General features: G+C 70.5%; 19 protein-coding genes. 11 read left to right on the top strand and 8 right to left on the bottom strand.

Annotated elements, in window-relative coordinates:
• Window positions 1–32: 32 nt before the first annotated feature.
• Genes J4030_RS13250 through ispG form a run of 6 tightly spaced genes read left to right on the top strand, consistent with a single transcriptional unit; the run spans window position 33 to window position 5390 of the window.
• Window positions 33–332: a hypothetical protein gene (locus J4030_RS13250; protein ID WP_208049704.1), complete on the top strand. Its 300-nt coding sequence runs from the start codon at window positions 33–35 to the stop codon at window positions 330–332.
• Window positions 329–952, top strand: a complete 624-nt coding sequence (locus J4030_RS13245) for a WXG100 family type VII secretion target (RefSeq protein WP_208049703.1) — start codon at window positions 329–331, stop codon at window positions 950–952. Before J4030_RS13250 ends, J4030_RS13245 begins: the two co-directional genes overlap by 4 nt.
• Window positions 949–1614: a hypothetical protein gene (locus J4030_RS13240; protein ID WP_208049702.1), complete on the top strand. Its 666-nt coding sequence runs from the start codon at window positions 949–951 to the stop codon at window positions 1612–1614. The genes J4030_RS13245 and J4030_RS13240 overlap by 4 nt, the downstream gene beginning before the upstream one ends.
• A 33-nt stretch (window positions 1615–1647) precedes the next feature.
• On the top strand, window positions 1648–2841 hold the full coding sequence (gene dxr, locus J4030_RS13235; RefSeq protein WP_208049701.1) for a 1-deoxy-D-xylulose-5-phosphate reductoisomerase: 1194 nt from the start codon (window positions 1648–1650) through the stop codon (window positions 2839–2841).
• 40 nt (window positions 2842–2881) lie between these two features.
• Window positions 2882–4204, top strand: coding sequence for an RIP metalloprotease (locus tag J4030_RS13230; protein WP_208049820.1), 1323 nt, complete (start codon window positions 2882–2884; stop codon window positions 4202–4204).
• 28 nt (window positions 4205–4232) lie between these two features.
• A complete protein-coding gene (gene ispG, locus J4030_RS13225) occupies window positions 4233–5390 on the top strand; it encodes a flavodoxin-dependent (E)-4-hydroxy-3-methylbut-2-enyl-diphosphate synthase (protein ID WP_208049700.1) in 1158 nt (385 codons plus the stop codon).
• Here the strand turns inward: ispG and J4030_RS13220 are convergent.
• Window positions 5383–5928: a DUF402 domain-containing protein gene (locus tag J4030_RS13220; RefSeq protein WP_208049699.1), complete on the bottom strand. Its 546-nt coding sequence runs from the start codon at window positions 5926–5928 to the stop codon at window positions 5383–5385. The two genes, ispG and J4030_RS13220, sit on opposite strands and share 8 nt — an antisense overlap.
• 77 nt (window positions 5929–6005) lie before the next feature.
• Here J4030_RS13220 and J4030_RS13215 point away from each other — a divergent pair, with 77 nt between their 5' ends.
• On the top strand, window positions 6006–6845 hold the full coding sequence (locus J4030_RS13215; RefSeq protein WP_307864692.1) for a GNAT family N-acetyltransferase: 840 nt from the start codon (window positions 6006–6008) through the stop codon (window positions 6843–6845).
• A gap of 35 nt (window positions 6846–6880) precedes the next feature.
• Window positions 6881–7264: a DoxX family protein gene (locus J4030_RS13210; RefSeq protein ID WP_208049698.1), complete on the top strand. Its 384-nt coding sequence runs from the start codon at window positions 6881–6883 to the stop codon at window positions 7262–7264.
• 20 nt (window positions 7265–7284) lie between these two features.
• Here J4030_RS13210 and folP read toward each other — a convergent pair whose 3' ends face one another.
• Both folP and J4030_RS13200 read right to left on the bottom strand, forming a co-directional pair.
• Window positions 7285–8214, bottom strand: coding sequence for a dihydropteroate synthase (gene folP / locus J4030_RS13205; RefSeq protein WP_307864691.1), 930 nt, complete (start codon window positions 8212–8214; stop codon window positions 7285–7287).
• Window positions 8205–8972 carry a maleylpyruvate isomerase family mycothiol-dependent enzyme gene (locus J4030_RS13200; RefSeq protein WP_208049697.1) on the bottom strand — a complete coding sequence of 256 codons (768 nt, stop codon included), beginning with the start codon at window positions 8970–8972 and terminating at the stop codon, window positions 8205–8207. The genes folP and J4030_RS13200 overlap by 10 nt, the downstream gene beginning before the upstream one ends.
• A gap of 40 nt (window positions 8973–9012) precedes the next feature.
• Between J4030_RS13200 and J4030_RS13195 the strand changes: the two genes are divergently transcribed.
• Window positions 9013–10689 carry an acyl-CoA dehydrogenase family protein gene (locus J4030_RS13195; RefSeq protein WP_208049696.1) on the top strand — a complete coding sequence of 559 codons (1677 nt, stop codon included), beginning with the start codon at window positions 9013–9015 and terminating at the stop codon, window positions 10687–10689.
• 109 nt (window positions 10690–10798) lie between these two features.
• Here J4030_RS13195 and J4030_RS13190 read toward each other — a convergent pair whose 3' ends face one another.
• Window positions 10799–11779: a type IV toxin-antitoxin system AbiEi family antitoxin gene (locus J4030_RS13190; RefSeq protein WP_208049695.1), complete on the bottom strand. Its 981-nt coding sequence runs from the start codon at window positions 11777–11779 to the stop codon at window positions 10799–10801.
• A gap of 233 nt (window positions 11780–12012) precedes the next feature.
• On the opposite strand from J4030_RS13190, the gene J4030_RS13185 reads away from it, so the two are divergent.
• Together J4030_RS13185 and J4030_RS13180 are read left to right on the top strand one after the other, a co-directional pair.
• Window positions 12013–13779: a proline--tRNA ligase gene (locus J4030_RS13185; RefSeq protein ID WP_208049694.1), complete on the top strand. Its 1767-nt coding sequence runs from the start codon at window positions 12013–12015 to the stop codon at window positions 13777–13779.
• Window positions 13776–14492: an HAD family hydrolase gene (locus J4030_RS13180; RefSeq protein WP_208049693.1), complete on the top strand. Its 717-nt coding sequence runs from the start codon at window positions 13776–13778 to the stop codon at window positions 14490–14492. Before J4030_RS13185 ends, J4030_RS13180 begins: the two co-directional genes overlap by 4 nt.
• A 3-nt stretch (window positions 14493–14495) precedes the next feature.
• Here the strand turns inward: J4030_RS13180 and J4030_RS13175 are convergent, their stop codons facing one another.
• The 4 genes from J4030_RS13175 to J4030_RS13160 all read right to left on the bottom strand — a co-directional run bounded on the left by J4030_RS13175 (window position 14496) and on the right by J4030_RS13160 (window position 17784).
• Complete coding sequence (locus J4030_RS13175) at window positions 14496–14972, bottom strand: vitamin K epoxide reductase family protein (protein ID WP_307864690.1); 477 nt, start codon at window positions 14970–14972, stop codon at window positions 14496–14498.
• Between the two features lie 43 nt (window positions 14973–15015).
• Window positions 15016–15885 (bottom strand): DUF929 family protein, encoded by an 870-nt coding sequence (locus J4030_RS13170; protein WP_208049691.1) that lies wholly within the window; start codon window positions 15883–15885, stop codon window positions 15016–15018.
• Window positions 15886–15949: 64 nt separating this feature from the next.
• Window positions 15950–16873 carry an aminoglycoside phosphotransferase family protein gene (locus tag J4030_RS13165; protein WP_208049690.1) on the bottom strand — a complete coding sequence of 308 codons (924 nt, stop codon included), beginning with the start codon at window positions 16871–16873 and terminating at the stop codon, window positions 15950–15952.
• Window positions 16870–17784, bottom strand: a complete 915-nt coding sequence (locus tag J4030_RS13160; protein ID WP_208049689.1) for a hypothetical protein — start codon at window positions 17782–17784, stop codon at window positions 16870–16872. The genes J4030_RS13165 and J4030_RS13160 overlap by 4 nt, the downstream gene beginning before the upstream one ends.
• Window positions 17785–17812: the final 28 nt, after the last annotated feature.

Raw genomic sequence — 17812 nt, 5'->3', positions numbered from 1 at the left:
CAACCAGTCGCACGCGGTGGAAGGAGACGGCGATGGACCGACGGGGTCGGCTGCGGGTGTCGCCGGAGGCCCTGGAGCACGACGCCCGGGCGCTCGGCGCGATCCCGCACCCGGCGGAGTACGGCGCCGCGCGGACTGTCCTCGCTCTGGCTGAGGCGGTGTCGGGAGCTGAGTCGCCCTCTGCTGCCGCGAGATTCATTCAGCGGTCGACAGCTGTATTCGCCGGGCTGGACGAGCAGCGCGCGGGGCTGATCCGCGCACTGCGGCGCGCCGCGGCGGCGTACGCCGCACAGGAGACCCGCGTCGAGCGCGGCATGCGGCCGGGTCGATGACCCGCCGACCCGACCCGGTCGCGATCCGGGCCGCGGCACGCCAGATGCTGCGGGCGGCGGACGACCTGGAGCACGACGCCTCGGTGGCCTGCGGGTCCAGTGCCCGCCTCGACGGTCGGTGGGCGGGGAGTGCCGCGTTGGTGCACATGGGCGCGGTCGATGACTACGCCCGAGGGCTGCGGGCCACCGCAACCGGCCTTCGCGAGGTGGCCCGGGTGGCGATCGCGACGGCACAGCACCTGGACCGGGAGTTGACGGATCTCGCTCGCCTCGAAGCGCGACGTGCCTCTCTCGACGGCACTGTGACCGTCGGTGTCGCGTCTTGTCTGGAGGCGCGGATCGAGGATATGTGGTCGCGCATCCGTTGCCATCAGGCGCGATTCGCGCACGCTCTGGACGGTGTCGATCCGCAGCGCGCGCCTCAGTCGTCGGGGCGGCGGATGCGCACCGGCCCCGTGCGCGTGCCCGACCTGGGTGTCGTCGACCCCGGACGCATGCGCACGGGCCCGGTGCGGCCGATCGGTGCCGGGCCGCGAAACGACCTCTGGGACCCCGGCCACATGCGCACCGGCCCGGTGCGACGACTCCTGGTCGTGCGCCGCCCGGTCGTGACCCCATGACGGCACCGCTCTTCCGGCTCACCGATGAGGAGTTGGAGCTGTTCGGTGCCTCTGACGAGGTGGACACGCCGTACCTGGATCGGCTGCAGGCCATCCAACGCTCGGTGGCCGTCGACGTCGCCTACCGGGCCCTGTGCGCACATGGCGTCGCGGTCGAGGCCGGCGAAGGTCTGCTGATGCCCGACGAGCTCGTTCACCTGCTGCAGGCGCGCGCGAATCCCGAGCGTTCGTACCGGATCGAGGTGTGCGCCGAGGGCATTCGCACGCTGCGCCACGTGTACGACGCAGGCCCCACCACGGTCTGCGAGGACATCTCGAACGACGGGGTGCACGACTTCGACGTGCTGCCCACGGGCAGCGCGGAACGACTGATGCTCGCGGCGCTCGCACCCGACCTGTCACCCGCGGACGACGCGGTTCCCCTACGGATTCATGTGGTCGACGGTGAGTGGTTGCAGGCCGAGCCTGCTCCCTGGGGCCACGCAATAGCCAGGGCCGACGTCACCGAGCGCGCGCCCGGACTGGAGACGACGACCGTGTCCGTCATCTGGGGTGACACCGGCACCTACGTGGTGAGCCCTGCGCCGGATCGCGAGTCCCGAGCCCATCTCGGACTAGCTCGGGCGATCGCGGCGCACCTGGGCATCGCGAAGGCGAGCTGAGCGCGCCGATCTGGCGCCCGGCACAATGGCGCGGTGAGCAACGACGTCCGTCCCCGCACGATCGCCCTGCTCGGCTCGACCGGGTCGATCGGCACCCAGGCCGTCCAGATCGTGCGCGAACGCCGCGGGTCGTTCGAGGTCGTCGCGATCGCGGCGGGCGGGCGCGATCTCGCGACGGTCGCGCGGCAGGCGGTCGAGCTCGGCGTCGAGCTGGTCGCCGTCGCGGACGGCACCGAGGCGGATCTGCGCCGTGCGATCGATGACGCGGCGAGTGCGGCGGGCAGACCGTCGTACGCGCCACGGGTCGTCGTCGGACCGGACGCGGCGACGGAGGCCGCGTCGTGCGGCGCCGACGTCGTCCTCAACGGCATCACCGGATCCATCGGGCTGCGCCCCACCCTGGCGGCGCTGCGGGCCGGGTCGACACTCGCCCTCGCCAACAAGGAATCCCTGATCGTCGGCGGTCCGATCGTGACGGCGCTCGCTGCGCCAGGGCAGATCGTGCCGGTCGACAGCGAGCACAGCGCCATCGCCCAGTGCCTCAAGGCCGGCGACCACGACGAGGTACGCCGCCTGCTGGTCACGGCGAGCGGCGGCCCGTTCCGCGGCCGACCGCGCGAGGAGCTGCACGATGTCACCCCGCAGCAGGCGCTGGCCCATCCGAACTTCTCGATGGGCCGGATGGTGACGACCAACTCCGCGACGCTGGTCAACAAGGGGCTGGAGGTCATCGAGGCGCACCTGCTCTTCGACATCCCGCTGGATCGGATCGACGTCGTCGTGCACCCGCAACAGATGATCCACTCGATGGTCGAGTTCGTCGACGGCTCCACCGTCGCCCAATGCGGGCCGCCGAGCATGCTCGTACCGATCGCGTTGGGCCTCGGATGGCCGCGGCACGTGCCGGACGCGGGCCCGCAGATCGATTGGACCACCGCCTCGAGCTGGGACTTCGAACCGCTCGACGACGACGCCTTCCCGTCCGTGGGTCTGGCCCGGCAGGTGGGTGCGGCCGGGTCGACGTATCCCGCCGTCTACAACGCGGCGAACGAGGAGTGCGTCGACGCCTTTCACGACGGGCGACTGCGGTTCACCGCCATCGTCGACACGGTGGCGCAGGTCGTGGCGGACCACCATGCGGAGGCGGGCGAGCTGACCGTCGAGCAGGTGCTGCACGCCGAGGACTGGGCCCGCGGGCGCGCGCAGGAACTGCTCACGGCCCAGTGACGGAGGCGGGTTTCACCGCGCATGAGAACCTAGTCGGGTGATGTTTCTGCTCGGTGTGGTGCTGATGGTGATCGGCGTCGCCATCTCGATCGCGCTGCACGAAGTCGGCCACATGGTGCCCGCCAAGAAGTTCGGCGTGAAGGTCACCCAGTACATGATCGGTTTCGGGCCGACATTGTTCTCCCGGCGGCGCGGCGAGACCGAGTACGGCGTCAAGGCGATCCCCCTCGGCGGCTACATCCGGATGGTCGGGATGTTCCCGCCCGCGCCGGGTGAGGACCCCAGCCGGGTGCGTGCCTCCTCCACGGGGCGCTGGAGCCAGCTGGTCGACCAGGCCCGCGACGCGGCGTTCGAGGAGGTCGAGCCGCACGAGGCGCACCGGGTCTTCTACAAACTACCGACCCACCGCAAGGTCATCATCATGTTCGGTGGTCCGTTCATGAATCTGGTCATCGCGGCGGTGCTGCTCATCGTCATCTCGTGCGGCATCGGTCTGCCGACCCAGGTCACCGCGGACGTCGGCTCGGTCACCCCGTGCCTGGCCAACACCTCCGGCACCACTCCGAAGACCTGCCCGACCCCGTCGCCCGCGGCCGCCGCAGGTCTGCGGACCGGCGACCGCATCGAGTCCGTCGACGGCGTCAAGGTCAGCACCACCATGGGCGCGACGAAGGTCATCCGGGCCCACCCGCAGCAGCAGATCCCGATCGTGATCGTGCGCGACGGCGTACGCCGCACCCTGCAGGTGACGCCCGCGCTGCGCACCCTGCCCAAGACCGACGCGCAGGGCAACCCGGTGCTCAACTGGTCCGGGCGCACCGAGACCATCCGCGGCGGCCTGATCGGCGCGGGCATCGGCGGCACGAGCGTCGTACGACGTCAGCCGCTCACCGACGCGCCCTCCATCGTGGGCGACGGGGTGCGGCAGACCGCCTCGGTCTTCGTGAAGATCCCGCAGAAGATGGTCGGGGTCTTCAACGCCGCGTTCGGCAGCGGGCAGCGCGACCCGAACGGACCGATGTCGGTGGTGGGTGTGGGCCGGGTCGCCGGCGACGTCACCGAGAGCAGCCAGGTCTCGTTCGTGGACAAGATCGAGTTGCTGCTCGGACTCATCGCGTCGCTCAACCTCGCGCTGTTCGTCTTCAACCTCGTCCCCCTGCTCCCGCTCGATGGCGGTCACATCGCCGGCGCGCTGTGGGAGGCCGTCAAACGCCCGATCGCCCGGGCGCGCGGCATCAAGGGCCCGATCTACGTCGACGTCGCCAAGGCGCTGCCGATCGCGTACGGCGTCTCGATGGTGCTGCTCGTGATGTTCGGCCTGCTCTTCTATGCCGACATCGTCAATCCCGTCAAACTCAACTGACCTCCTTCGAAGGAATGCTGGCCACCAGATGACCGTCTCTCTCGGTATGCCGTCCGCTCCCGCACCCGTGCTGGCGCCGCGCCGCCCCACGCGCAAGATCAAGGTTGGTTCCGTCTACGTGGGCGGCGATGCGCCGATCTCGGTGCAGTCCATGTGCACGACGCCGACCACCGACATCAACGCCACGCTGCAGCAGATCGCCGAGCTCACCGCGTCCGGCTGCGACATCGTGCGGGTCGCCTGCCCGAGCCAGGACGACGCCGACGCGCTGCCGATCATCGCCCGCAAGAGCCAGATCCCGGTGATCGCCGACATCCACTTCCAGCCCAAGTACGTCTTCGCAGCGATCGACGCCGGTTGCGCGGCGGTCCGGGTCAACCCCGGCAACATCCGCAAGTTCGACGACCAGGTCAAGCAGATCGCGCAGGCCGCCAAGGACGCCGGCGTGTCGATCCGGATCGGCGTGAACGCCGGGTCGCTGGACAAGCGGATCATGGACAAGTACGGCAAGGCCACGCCCGAGGCACTGGTCGAGTCCGCGGTCTGGGAGGCCTCGCTCTTCGAGGAGCACGGCTTCCACGACTTCAAGATCTCGGTCAAGCACAACGACCCGGTGATCATGGTCGCGGCGTACGAGATGCTCTCCGAACGGGGCGACTGGCCGCTGCACCTCGGCGTCACCGAGGCCGGCCCGGCTTTCCAGGGCACCATCAAGTCGGCGACCGCGTTCGGCGCCCTACTGTCCAAGGGCATCGGCGACACGATCCGGGTCTCCCTCTCGGCGCCGCCGGTCGAGGAGGTCAAGGTCGGCAACCAGATCCTGCAGTCGCTCAACCTCAAGCCCCGCAAGCTGGAGATCGTCTCCTGCCCGTCCTGCGGTCGCGCCCAGGTCGACGTCTACAAGCTGGCCGACGAGGTCACAGCGGGCCTCGAGGGCCTGACCGTGCCGCTGCGCGTCGCCGTGATGGGCTGCGTCGTCAACGGCCCGGGGGAGGCCCGCGAGGCCGACCTGGGCGTCGCATCCGGCAACGGCAAGGGCCAGATCTTCGTCAAGGGCGAGGTCGTGCGGACGGTCCCGGAGAGCCAGATCGTCGAGACGCTCATCGACGAGGCCATGCGGATCGCCGAGGAGATGGGTGAGCCGGTCGACGGCGAGACGGGTTCCCCCAGCGTCACCGTCAGCTGACGGATCCCGCCAGCAGCTTCGCCATCCAGTCGTCGGGACTCCCGGCGAACGGTTCAGCGCGCGCACCGACCGCCTCGAAGACGTAGGCGCAGTCCAGCTCGGCCTGGCGGACGATGTGGTCCGGGTAGCCGAACAGCTGCCGGTGCTCGGCGAACTCGTCCTCGTCGTCGACGAAGACCCGGCCCTCGTGCTCCCGCACGACATCCAGGTCGAGGTCGACGAGGGTGAAGACGAAACCGTCGGCGGACCGGGACCAGTCGCCGATCGTGGTGATGTCGACGTAGGTTTGGATCCGGTGCCCGGGACCGTTGAATGTCGCGAACCAGCCAGCGTCGGACGCCAGCTTCACCGAGTCGGCCTGTGAGACGATCTCGTGCCCGGGGCGGTGGAACGTCGTACCGCGTCGCATGCCGAGCCACACGCCGTGCTCGTCGGTGCCGAGGTAGGTCGTCGGCTCCTGCCAGTGCTCGCGTCCGTCCCATTTGCGGAAGTTCACGAGGACGGGCGTTCCGGGCACGGTCGGAGTCTCGTCGGGCATGGCGGCGACGCTACCAACCGCAGGGATACTGATCGTTTGCACCATCTCACCGTCCGATCCGAGGCAGGCTGACTACCGTGTTGCGTACCTCCAGTCCCGCGCGGACGCTCGGGTCGAGCGACTACGAGGCCGCTCTCGACCTGTGCCGACAGGATGCGATGAGCAACGTCTTCGTGGGTGCGCGGCTGGTCGAGGGCGGTCCCGCGTTCGCCAGCTCGCTGCTCGGCCTGGGGGGCGCGGAGCTGACCGCGATGTGCTGGGTCTCGGCCAACGTCGTACCCATCTCGTGCAACGACGCCGCCCTGGATGTCTTCGCCGCGAAGCTGCGCCGCTACCGACGCCGGTGCTCCTCGATCTTCGGCGAGGCGGAGCAGGTGCTCGGCCTGTGGGAGCGGCTGGAGCCGATGTGGGGCTCGGCGCGCTCCATCCGCCCGGAGCAGCCGATGATGGCCGTCACGACGTCGCCGCGAGCGGTCGGGCGGCCGATGGACCCGCGGGTACGGCTCGCGCGAGAGGACGAACTCGACCTGGTGCTGCCCGCCTCGGCGCACATGTTCACCGCCGAGATCGGTTATCCGCCGTACGTCGGGTCCGACCAGGACTACCGGCGGATGGTGCGCGGGCTGATCCGCGCGGGACACACCTATGTGATCAGCGAGGGCGGCCGGATCCTCTTCAAGGCGGACGTCGGTTCGCTGGCGTTCGGGGTCGCCCAGATCCAGGGGGTCTGGGTCGCGCCGCAGGCCCGCGGGTACGGCATCGCCGAACCTGCGATGAACGCCGTCGTGCAGCACGTGCAGGACCACCTGGCCACCGACGTCACCCTCTACGTCAACTCCTACAACGAGCCGGCGTTGCGCACCTACCACGCCACCGGTTTCGAGGAGATCGACACCTTCGCCACCGTCATCCTGTGACGCCGCGCGCGATCGCGTCTGCGAGGGTGGGCGCCATGCCACCCCTCTCCACCGGGACCAAGATCGTCGCCGCTCTCTTCGCGGGGTCCAGCGTGATCCACACCTTCCGGCCGCAGGTCTTCGAGGACACCGTCCCGGACGTGTTGCCCTACCACCGCGAGCTCGTCTACCTCTCGGGCGCAGCCGAGATCCTGTGCGCCGTCGGGCTGATGGTGCCGCGTACCCGGCACTACGCGGCGATCGCCTCGGCTGCGCTGCTGGTGGCCGTGTTCCCCGCGAACGTGCAGATGGTCGTCGACGCCGGCGAGGACCTCGTACGGAACGGCGCGAACACTCAGCGGGGCATCACCCTCGGGGTGCTGCTGGTGCGCCTGCCCCTGCAGTGGCCTTTGATCCGTTGGGCATGGAGAGCGCGGTAGGGCGCGCTCGACCAGGTCGCTCAGCCCTCGGCGGCACCCGGTTCGCCACGGACAGTGCGCTGCGGTGCTCGGTCGCCGCGAATCACGGCCACCATGTCGAGGACCCGTCGGGTCGCGAGCACATCGTGCGTGCGGAACACCGTGGCGCCCTGCCAGGCCGCGACGGCCGTGGCGGCGAGCCCTGCCTCAAGTCGCTGGTCGACCGGCAGGTCGAGGGTCTCGCCGAGGAAATCCTTGCGCGAGATGGCTTGCAGCACAGGGAAACCCAGGGCGACGACGTCCGACGTACGCCGCAGCAGGCTCAACGAGTGGCGGGTCGTCTTGCCGAAGTCGAGCGTCGGATCGAGCAGGATGCGTTCGCGGGGGATGCCCGCCTCCAAGGCGTCGCGCGCGGCGCCGGTGAGCTGTGCGCGGACATCGCGCAGGAGCGCCTCCTCCTCGTCGCCCTCGGCGGTGGCGTATCGCACCGCGACCGGATCGGTGCGCGGCGGGAGCCCGCCGGTGTGCGAGCAGACGATCCCGGCGCCGATCCGTGCGGCGACGTGGACCAGGCGCGGATCGTGTCCGGCCCAGGTGTCGTTGATCAGGTCGACGACGCCCTCCGCGGCACCCGCCACCTCGCTGCGCCAGGTGTCGAGGCTCAGCACCAGGTGCGGGTACGCCGTCCGCGCCGCCTCCAGGAACGGCAGCACCCGCCGGCGTTCGAGGGCCGCATCCACCGCCGGGCCCTCCTGGCCGGCGCGAACCCCGCCCACGTCGACGATGTCGGCACCGTCCGCCACCGCCAGGTGCAGCGCGTCGAGGGCTGCGGACAGGTCGTGGTGGCGGTTGCCCTCCCAGAACGAATCCGGGGTGCGGTTGACGATGGCCATCACGGCCGGGTTCGCGGCGTCGTACGTGCGGCCGCGCAACACCAGCGCCGCGGTGGGCGTGGGCGCGTTCAGTCCCACGTCACCTTCATCCGGTCCCGCCACAGGGAGAGCACGTCGCGTCCCTCGGCCCTGATCTGCGATCCGCGATTCCACAACGCGAGGTAGAGAGCCACTGCGCTGCCCTCGATCGCGGCATCGGGGTGGTCGGTGGTCCGGTCGCGTTGCACCACCGGCAGGTCCTGACCGAACGACAGGAGCCATGAGTCGCCGGTGTCGATGGTGTGCACCGTGACCGACACCGGGCCGCTGGAGCGCAGGTCGAACTTCCTGCGCGGCATGAACGAGCACAACAACTCATCCACCCCGTCCACTGCGAATCCCGGTGACAGGTCGACCTCCTCGGCCTCCGCGGGCTGGCCGAGCCGCGCAGCGAGGGCGTCGATGGAGTGGATCGTGGTCTCGTGACACTGCCGACGCGCCCAGCTGTCCCGGCCGGACAGCGGCGTGTCCATGAAGAACGACACGTCCGCGTCGTCCGGGGTGGCGCGCAACCTGCCGACGAGCTGGTCGCACCCGTCCTGCAACCACACGCCGGGATCAGTGGTCTCCAGGCCCTCCCGTTCGACCTCCTCGGTGTCGGTAGCGGGGCCGCCGGCGAGGACGCCGGCCGCCCACCGATGCACCATGCCCTGGTGAGCGACGAGGTGGCCGACGTTCCACTGGGGGCAGGTCGGCACCGTGGCGAGCGATCCGGCCTGCCAGGCCTCTTCACGCAGTCGAGCGGTGGCCTCTTGGATGCCGTCGAGATAGGTCTCGAAAGTCAGAGTCGACGCCATGGCGACGACGCTACCGCCGCGTCGGGATAATCTCCGCCAGATGAGCCATGCGGACCTGTTCGAGCGCGCCCCCGAGAACCAGCCACCTCCTCTCGAGGGGCACGACGCCGTCGCCGCGGATGCGGCTCTGGTCGGTGCGATCCGGGCCCAGGCGAGCAATGACGCGGGGGAGGCGGCGGTCCTGGAATCGCTGCGCGAGTTGGGCTCGATCGCGGGTTCCGCCGAGGCCCGCGAGCACGGTCGACTCGCGAACGCCCACCCACCCGTGCTGTGCACGGCGGACCGGTTCGGCGCGCGGGTCGACGAGGTGGAGTTCCACCCCAGCTGGCACTGGATGCTGCGCACCGGGGTCGGACTCGGGCTGGCCGGCGCCGCGTGGACCTCGGAGGAGCCGAACGCCCACCTGCGGCGCGCCGCGGGCTTCATCGCCTGGACCGGGATCGAACCGGGCCACGCCTGTCCCATGACGATGACGTACGCCGCAGTGCCCGCGCTCGCCGCCGATCCCGTGCAGGCGGCTCGGTGGGCCGGACTGCTGGCGTCCACGACGTACGACCCGGGCCTGCGCGAACCCTCCGGCAAGTCGGGACTGCTCGCCGGCATGGGGATGACCGAGAAGCAGGGCGGATCCGACGTACGCACCAACACCACTGTGGCCACTGCGTGTTCGTCGGGTGATTTCACGCTCCGCGGTCACAAGTGGTTCACCTCCGCGCCGATGAACGACCTGTTCTTCGTGCTCGCGCAAGCGCCGGGTGGACTCACCTGTTTCGTCGTGCCCCGGGTGCGCCCCGACGGCTCGCGCAACGCCGTGCGCATCGTCCGGCTCAAGGACAAGCTCGGCAACCGCTCGAACGCGTCGGCCGAGTTGGAGTTCGAGGACGCGCACGCCGTGCGGTTGGGGGAAGAGGGTCGCGGGGTGCGCACCATCATCGAGATGGTCGCCGCGACCCGCCTCGACTGCGTCCTCGGGTCGGCGGCGTTGATGCGGCGGGCGGTCGCGGAGGCGACCTGGCACGCGGCGCACAGGTCGGCGTTCGGGGCGGTGCTGATCGACAAGCCGGCGATGACGGGCGTGCTCGCCGACCTCGCCGTGGAGTCGGAGGCGGCGACGATGCTCGCGCTGCGCCTCGCCGGCTCGGTCGACCGGCGCGACGATCCGCACGAGATCGCGCTGCGACGGATCGCCCTGCCGCTGGCGAAGTTCTGGGTGTGCAAGCGGACGCCGCCGGTATGCGTCGAGGCGATGGAGTGCCTGGGCGGTAACGGGTACGTCGAGGAGTCGGGGATGCCGCTGCTGGTGCGCGAATCGCCCCTCAACTCGATCTGGGAAGGCAGTGGCAACGTCAACGCGCTCGACGTCCTCCGGGCGGCGACCCGCTCCCCGGAGGCCGTGCAGGCGTGGCGGGAGGAGGTCGCTCTCGCGGCGGGTGGGGCGCCAGCGCTGGATGCTGCCGCGGACGAGGTGGTGGACGAACTGCGCGCCGCCGCGGCGGATCCGGCGTCGGGTGAGGGTCACGCGCGCCGCATCGCCGCGCGGATGGCGGTGGTCCTGCAGGGCGCCCTCGTCGTGCGGCACAGCCCGTCGTACGTCGCGGATGCCTTCGTCGCGTCCCGAGTCGAAGGCGGCGGCCGCGGCGTGTTCGGCACGTTGCCGGCGAGTGTCGGTGCGGCGGCCATGAAGGCCATCGTGCAGCGCGCCCTCCCGCACCCCTGACCCTCCTGCACCCCTGACCCCTCCCGTCGGGGGGTAGGGAAAACACCCAGGGGTGGGCTTATATCCCCACCCCTCGACGATTACTGCACCCCTCGACGGGGTGGGTGCGTCAAGCGATCCACCGCTCGTCCAGGAGCTCCAGCCAGCTCGGGTCGAAGGTGGGACGCAGGCCGGTGCTCTTCAGCGCGCGGCGCAGTCCTTCGCGCTTCAACGCGTCGTCCCAGGTCCACCGGGTCAGCCTGTCGGCGACGCGTCGGAGGCGATCCTCGCGCAGCTTCTCCCGCCACAGCACGTCTGCCGCTACGTCGGAGGACGCGCCGGGCGGTAGGCCGTATTTGAGCCGCCCGTCCACCTCACCGATGAGGTCGAGATGCGGCCAGTACATGTCGACTCGACCGATGAAGCCCTGGGCGTCGCGGAAGTCGACCTGCAACGTCGGTCGAGGCATTCCGAACTCGTACAGCCTGATTCGGCTGAGTGACTCGGCAGGCGACTCGGCATCGTGCCGGGCGAGCGCGACCGCGAGGAGTGCGCGCCTCCTGCCGCGCGCGTTCTTGGGGATAGCCCTTACCTCGGCTTCCAGATCGGCTCGGCCGGCCAATTTGTGGTGCAGTACGTGGTCCAGCGACGCGACCGCCGAGGCAAGGGAGGCTAGCTTTGCCAGGTCAACGGCTGTGCGTGCTGCAGAGGTCACCGTCACGCCGCCTCGAGCTACACCGAGCGGCATGTTCTGGGTCCGCCGACGCTGGATGCCCGGGCTGACGCCGTGGGTGTCGTCCGGCACCAGCACCTCGACCTTCTCCGGCCACGGGCCGACGATGGGGATACCCCAGATCGCCGCCGCGGAGTGGTGCGACAAGACCCGCTGGCCCGGCGAGGCCGCGGCAACGACGTGCGCGCGGACGGCGAGTCGCTTCTCGGCGCTGAGCGTCTCCCAGACGGCGGTTTCGATGTAGGCATCACGCCGCAGGTGGAACCACGTGACCGCTTCGTTCGGCGGGACGTCGAGGAATTGGTCCTTCAGCACCTTCAGCTGCGCTGCCGGCACGGCGGTGGGGCGGTGGGCGGCCAGGCCGCTGGGCTCCGTCATCCGAGCCACGATCGCGCACACGGCTCCGGGATAGTCCGGTTATCCACAGCCGCGGCCCAGCCCGCGATCGGGGGGTGGAGATATCGACGAAGGGGAGGGGTATGTGCCCACCCCTCGTCGATATCCCTACCCCCCGACGGGGGAGGGTGGGCGGAAACTCGGGAGAGGGACGCCGCGCCGGGCGGATATCCTCATGGCGACCCATCCACCGCACCATCAAGGAGTGCCAACCCGTGGCCCTGCGCATGTCGACCCTGTTCCTGCGAACCCTGCGCGAGGATCCGGCCGATGCGGAGCTGCCGGGGCACAAGCTGCTGGTGCGCGCCGGTTACGTGCGCCGCGTCGCCCCCGGGATCTACACCTGGCTGCCGCTCGGCATGAAGGTGCTGGCGAAGGTCGAGGGCATCATCCGTGAGGAGATGACGCAGATCGGAGCGCAGGAGGTGCGCTTTCCCGCGCTCCTGCCGCGCGAGCCGTACGACCTGACGGGCCGGTGGGACGAGTACGGGCCCAACCTGTTCCGGCTCCAGGACCGCAAGGACTCCGACCTGCTGCTCGGTCCCACCCACGAGGAGATGTTCGCGCTCGCCGTGCGCGACACCTATTCCTCGTACAAGGACCTTCCGCTCAGCCTCTTCCAGATCCAGAACAAGTACCGCGACGAAGCGCGTCCGCGCGGCGGCATCCTGCGCGGCCGCGAGTTCATCATGAAGGACTCCTACTCCTTCGACATCGACGAGGCGGGACTGCAGAAGTCCTACGACGCGCACCGCGACGCCTACGTCAAGATCTTCGAGCGTCTCGGTTTCGAGTACGTCATCGTGCAGGCCGACTCCGGCGCGATGGGCGGCTCGGCGTCCGAGGAGTTCCTCGCGGTCAGCCCGCACGGCGAGGACACCTTCGTGCGCGACGAGTCCGGGTACGCCGCGAACGTCGAGGCCGTCGTGGTGCCGCAGGCGCCCGAGGTCGAGGTGACCGCCGGCCCAGCCCACGTCGAGGACACCCCGGACACGCCCACCATCGAGACGCTCGTGTCCGCGCTCAACGCGAAGCACCCCCGCGACGACGGCCGCGTCTGGACGGCGGCCGACACCCTCAAGAACGTCATCGTCATGCTCGAGCACCCGGACGGCCTCCGCGAGCCGCTCGCCATCGGCCTGCCCGGCGACCGGGACGTCGACCCGAAACGGCTGGAGGCCAAGGTCAATCCGGCCGAGGTCGTCGCGTTCGAGGAGAAGGACTTCGCGGCCCACCCCAGCCTGGCCAAGGGCTACATCGGCCCGGGCGTGCTCGGCGCGGACAACGCCAGCGGCATCCGCTACCTGCTCGACCCGTCCATCGCGCGCGGCTCGGCGTGGGTGACCGGCGCCGACGAGCACGGGCGCCACGTCATCGACCTGGTCCACGGACGCGACTTCGAGGCCGACGGCACCATCCAGGCCGCCACCATCCGCGAGGGCGACCTCAGCCCGTCCGGCAACGGCACCCTCTCGCTCGCCCGCGGCATCGAGATGGGCCACATCTTCCAACTCGGCACCAAGTACGCGGAGGCACTCGGCCTCAAGGTCCTCGACGAGAACGGCAAACTCGTCACGGTGACCATGGGCTCGTACGGCGTCGGCGTCACCCGAGCCGTCGGCGTGATCGCCGAGGACAACGTCGACGACATCGGCCTGATCTGGCCCCGCGAGATCGCGCCCGCCGACGTGCACATCGTCGCCACCGGCAAGGACGAGGCCGTCTTCCTCCAGGCCGACGAGATCGTCAATGCGTTGGAGGCGCAAGGCATCGAGGTGCTGTACGACGACCGGCGCAAGGTGTCGCCCGGTGTGAAGTTCAAGGACTCCGAACTCATCGGCGTGCCGACCATCCTGGTGCTGGGCCGGGGTCTGGCCGACGGCGTCGTGGAGCTGAAGGACCGCCGCAGCGGCGTACGCCGAGAGGTGGCCGTGGGCGACGCGGTCGTCGAGGTGCTCGCCGAGGTGCGGCCCTCGGCGTGACCCGCGTCGACGCGGTCATCTTCGACTGGGGCGGCACCCTCACGCCGTGGCACGAGGTCGACCTGAAGCAGCAGTGGCGCGTCTTCGCGGACGCCGTGCACGAGGAGGAGGACCGCGCGCGCGAGCTCGCGCGAGAACTGCAGCGCGCGGAGGGCGACGCGTGGGGCCGGGCCCGAGAGGCGCACAGCAGCGCCGCGCTCGATCAGATCCTGGCCGAGGCGGGTCTCGGCGGCATCGAGCACACCGCCGCGAGGGCGGCGTACGAGAAGTTCTGGGAGCCGCACACCTTCACCGACCCGCAGGTCGAACCGCTGTGGACGGCGTTGCGGGACAGCGGAATCCGGGTCGGGGTGCTGTCCAACACGATCTGGTCGAGTGAGTACCACCGCGCGATCTTCGAACGGGACGGCGTCGCGCACCTGATCGACGCCGACGTGTACTCCAGCGAGATCGCGTGGACCAAGCCGCACCCCGAGGCGTTTCGCGCTGCGGCGAGCGCCGTCGGCGTGCCCCCGCAGCGATGCGTGTACGTCGGCGATCGGCTCTTCGAGGACGTGCACGGACCGCAGCAGGCGGGGATGCGCGCCGTCTGGATCCCGCACTCGGTCATTCCCGCCGCGCAGCGGGTGGACGTCGACGCCACACCGGACGCCACGGCCGAGGAACTCATGGACGTGCTCGCGATCGTGCGCGGCTGGAACGCCGGCCGCTGAGCCTCAGTCGGACCGGCGGCTCGCCGCGGAGTCGTGGTCGATCACGTCCGATTCGTCGTCGACGAGCTCGGGCGGGTCGGTGAAGAGCAGCCCGAAGACCAGCACGAAGAACAGCACGAACGTGATGACGTGAACCCCGGTGCACCACAGGCAGATCGCGTGGATCCGGAAGAACTCCGCCCAGATCAGGTAGAACACCATCAGCAGGCCGACCCCGGTCGCCGCGATGCGCACGAGGTCCAGCGACCGTGGAGCGCGGCGCCAGACCCGCGGCAGGCACAGCGCCGTCATCGCCACGAAGAACAGCAGCCCGAGCAGCGCCACGGGAACGCCCAGCAGCTTCGACCACTGGCTGGTCGTCACCCGTAGGCAGTCGACCTGCCCCGACCCGGAGCACGCGAGGGTCGAGGACCCGGTGAAGTGCTCGTACGTGAGGTAGATCGACACCGCCAGACCGAGAACGCTCAGGCCGAGACTCACCGGTGGCAGCCACCGAGGCCGCCGGGGGAGGTCGCGCACGGCCTTACTTGGCGAGCTTGGCGGAGGCCGCCTTGACGCCGGGGGAGGAGCACACGTCGGCCGGGGCGCCCTTCGTGAGGACGCAGATCTGCGCGGAGATCACGTTGCTCGCGCCGAGGATGCCCTTGCTGATGGCCGTGGTGGGCGACAGCATCTGCTGGGCGACGGCCGCGCCGCTCATGTTCTGCAGCGCCGTCCCGTCGTACGTCGCGCCGGAACTGGTGTAGAGGCCGCCGTAGAGCAGGAAGGGGATGCTGCCCTGCGAGTCGTACTTGCTCTGCAGGGCAGAGTCGGCCGCCGAGACCTTCTGCAGTTGCTTTTGGCCGGTGCGGTCGGCGGTCTCGTAGGACTTGAACGCCACGTACTTCGAGGTGTACGACGCGTTGAGGTAGGTCATCGTGGGGATGTTCGCCGGGTTGTCGTTCGCGGTCGACACCGCGCTCGCGACGCCCTTGAAGGTGCCGAACCGGGACAGTGCGGAGGTCAGCGCCCAGCGCTCCATACCGCAGTAGGGGCAGTACTCGGCGCCGATGTAGAGCAGCCGGGGTTTGCCGTCGACGGTGTCCGGGGACCCGTTCGTGGCCTTCGGCGCCTGCGCGGCGCTTCCCGCACCCACGGTGTTGAACGCAGCGGCGGGGACGTTCTCCACCTGGCCGACGAACGCGGAGTTGCGGGCGTTGGCCTTGGCCTTGGCGTCGTTCTGCTTCTGCTGCTGGCGGGAGACGAGGTAGAAGCCGCCGACCACGACCAGCACGACGACGACGACCGCGGCCGTGATGGCGACCATGACCTTGCGCTGCCGCTCGCGCTTCTGCTCGGCCTGCAGGCGGGCCAGCTTGGCCTTGCCGGTCTCTCGGGCGTTCGAGGTGCTCACTGATGTCCCTAGGTGTCGGTCTCGATGGCGGCGTCAGAGTAACTCAGGCCGCTGTCAGACCGGCTCACTCCTGCATGGCCTTCGCCGCCGTGAGGTAGCACGACAGCGCGCTCTGGTCCGGAGCACCGGACAGCCACTCGCCCAGGGCGTTCAGGACGAGGCGCACGAACGACCAGTGCCTGGCCAGGTCCTCGTCCAGCCCGGCGGCTTCGCACAGCACGCTGAGCCGGGTCCGCAGGTGGCTGCGCACGCTGGTCGCTCGCAGCGCCTCGTCCCACCGATTCCAGAGGACGGGGGCGACCGCGAACTCCCACTGCGCGTTGATCGGCTTCGGGTCGATGGCGAGCCACGGCTCACGGTCGGCTGCGAGCACGTTGGCGAAGTGGAGATCCTGGTGCACCAGATCCGCGCGGCTGCCTTGTGCGAGATCGCCCAGCAGGGACGCGGCCTGCTGGGTCATCCGGCGCGGCACCCGCGGTGATCCGGCGCGGCACAGCTCCTGCCACCTCACGCACTCGTCGGGCAGATTCGTCACCCGTGCCATGGGTGGGGCGTCGAGACGACGGAAGAGCCCTCCGATCACCTCGCACGCGTCCAGGATCGGGGCGGTCTCGAGGCTGGTGTCGCCGTGCAGCCTCTCGAGCACCATGGCCCACCGGCCGGGGTCGGCCGCCAGGAGCCGTACGGCGCCCCTGCCGTCCCAGTTGCGCAGGGCCAGATGCTCATACCTCGCCTCCGGGTGCGGCCAGGTCACCTTCAGTACCGCCGGCTCGCCATCACGCCGGCATGGCACCACGAGCGCGCACTCGCCGTGCCGGGTCGCCGACGGGTCGGCGTCCAGCTCCAGTTGCCACAGCTCGGCGCTCTCCTCGACGAGCCGGGGAAGGGTCGCCAGCCAGCTCGTGCCGTCCGGCCCGCCGCCCTCGGCCGGTCGCCCGTCGACCGTCGCCGAGAACGCCGGCGGGATCGTGACCGCGAACCCGCTCACCCCAGCAGGCCGGGGAACGGTGTGGGTACGACACCCCAGCGCCAGCCGAGGGCGGTGGCGTCGCTCCAGAGGTGGACCAGGGCGCGCAGGTCGGCGCTCGTCCCGGGTGCCGACGCGAGCTGGCTCGCGCAGGCGGTGACGACATCGGCGAGCAGATCGCTCGCCAGGGTCGTGCGGGCGGCGTCCGTCGCGGGCTGCACGGACAACGGATAGACGAGTCGGGCGGCGGGCGCCTTGGCGCCGGCCGCGAGTTCGAGCCGTGAGCGCGCGGCGGTCATCGTGATGACGCCCGCGGCTGCTCGTGATCGGGCGCGCACGGCGGTCCTCGCCGCGATGACCTCCATGCCGTAGAGGGCAGCGCGGACCGAGGGCAGGAGAGCGGCCGACATCGGCGCCGACAGCGTCTCGCCGGTCCAGTCCGGCGCCGCGCCCTGCACCGTCGCACCGGCCGCTCCGAAGGCCAGCAGCGCCGCGAGCATCGCCGCGTTCGCGGACGTGGCATGCACCGCGTCGCCGTACGCCGTGGGGGAGAGTGTCGCCCGTTGGAGACCACCGAGTCGTGCGGCGGTGAGGCCGGTGCGCGCAGGAGTCGCCGACGCGGTCGGCACGGTGATCCCGTCCGTGGACATCACCTGGGTCAGGCGGTTGCTCGCGACGCCGTACGCCGCGGCGAGCTTGGCCGCCCACGGCCCGTCCGCATCCGTTGCCGCGGCCTGCAGCGAGCGCACCGTGTTCAGCGCACGCAACAGCGCGGTCTGATCGGCCGGCGGACCCTGGGTCGCGACGCCGGGAAGCCGGGGTGAGCCCTTCTCGAGGCGGATGTCACAGCCGGTGAGGCTCGCCGCCGCGGCGAGCGAGAACGCCGCGAGCACGGTCCGTCGGCCCGGGCGCGTGGTCGGCGGGCGGGTCACACCGCCGATCGTAGGTGAGACCCCGGTC

The sequence above is a fragment of the Allobranchiibius sp. CTAmp26 genome, from assembly GCF_017565405.1.
In the GTDB taxonomy this organism is placed as follows: domain Bacteria; phylum Actinomycetota; class Actinomycetes; order Actinomycetales; family Dermatophilaceae; genus Allobranchiibius.
The sequence above is the reverse complement of the archived record's forward strand: the minus strand, read 5'-3'. Positions and strand labels throughout refer to the sequence as shown.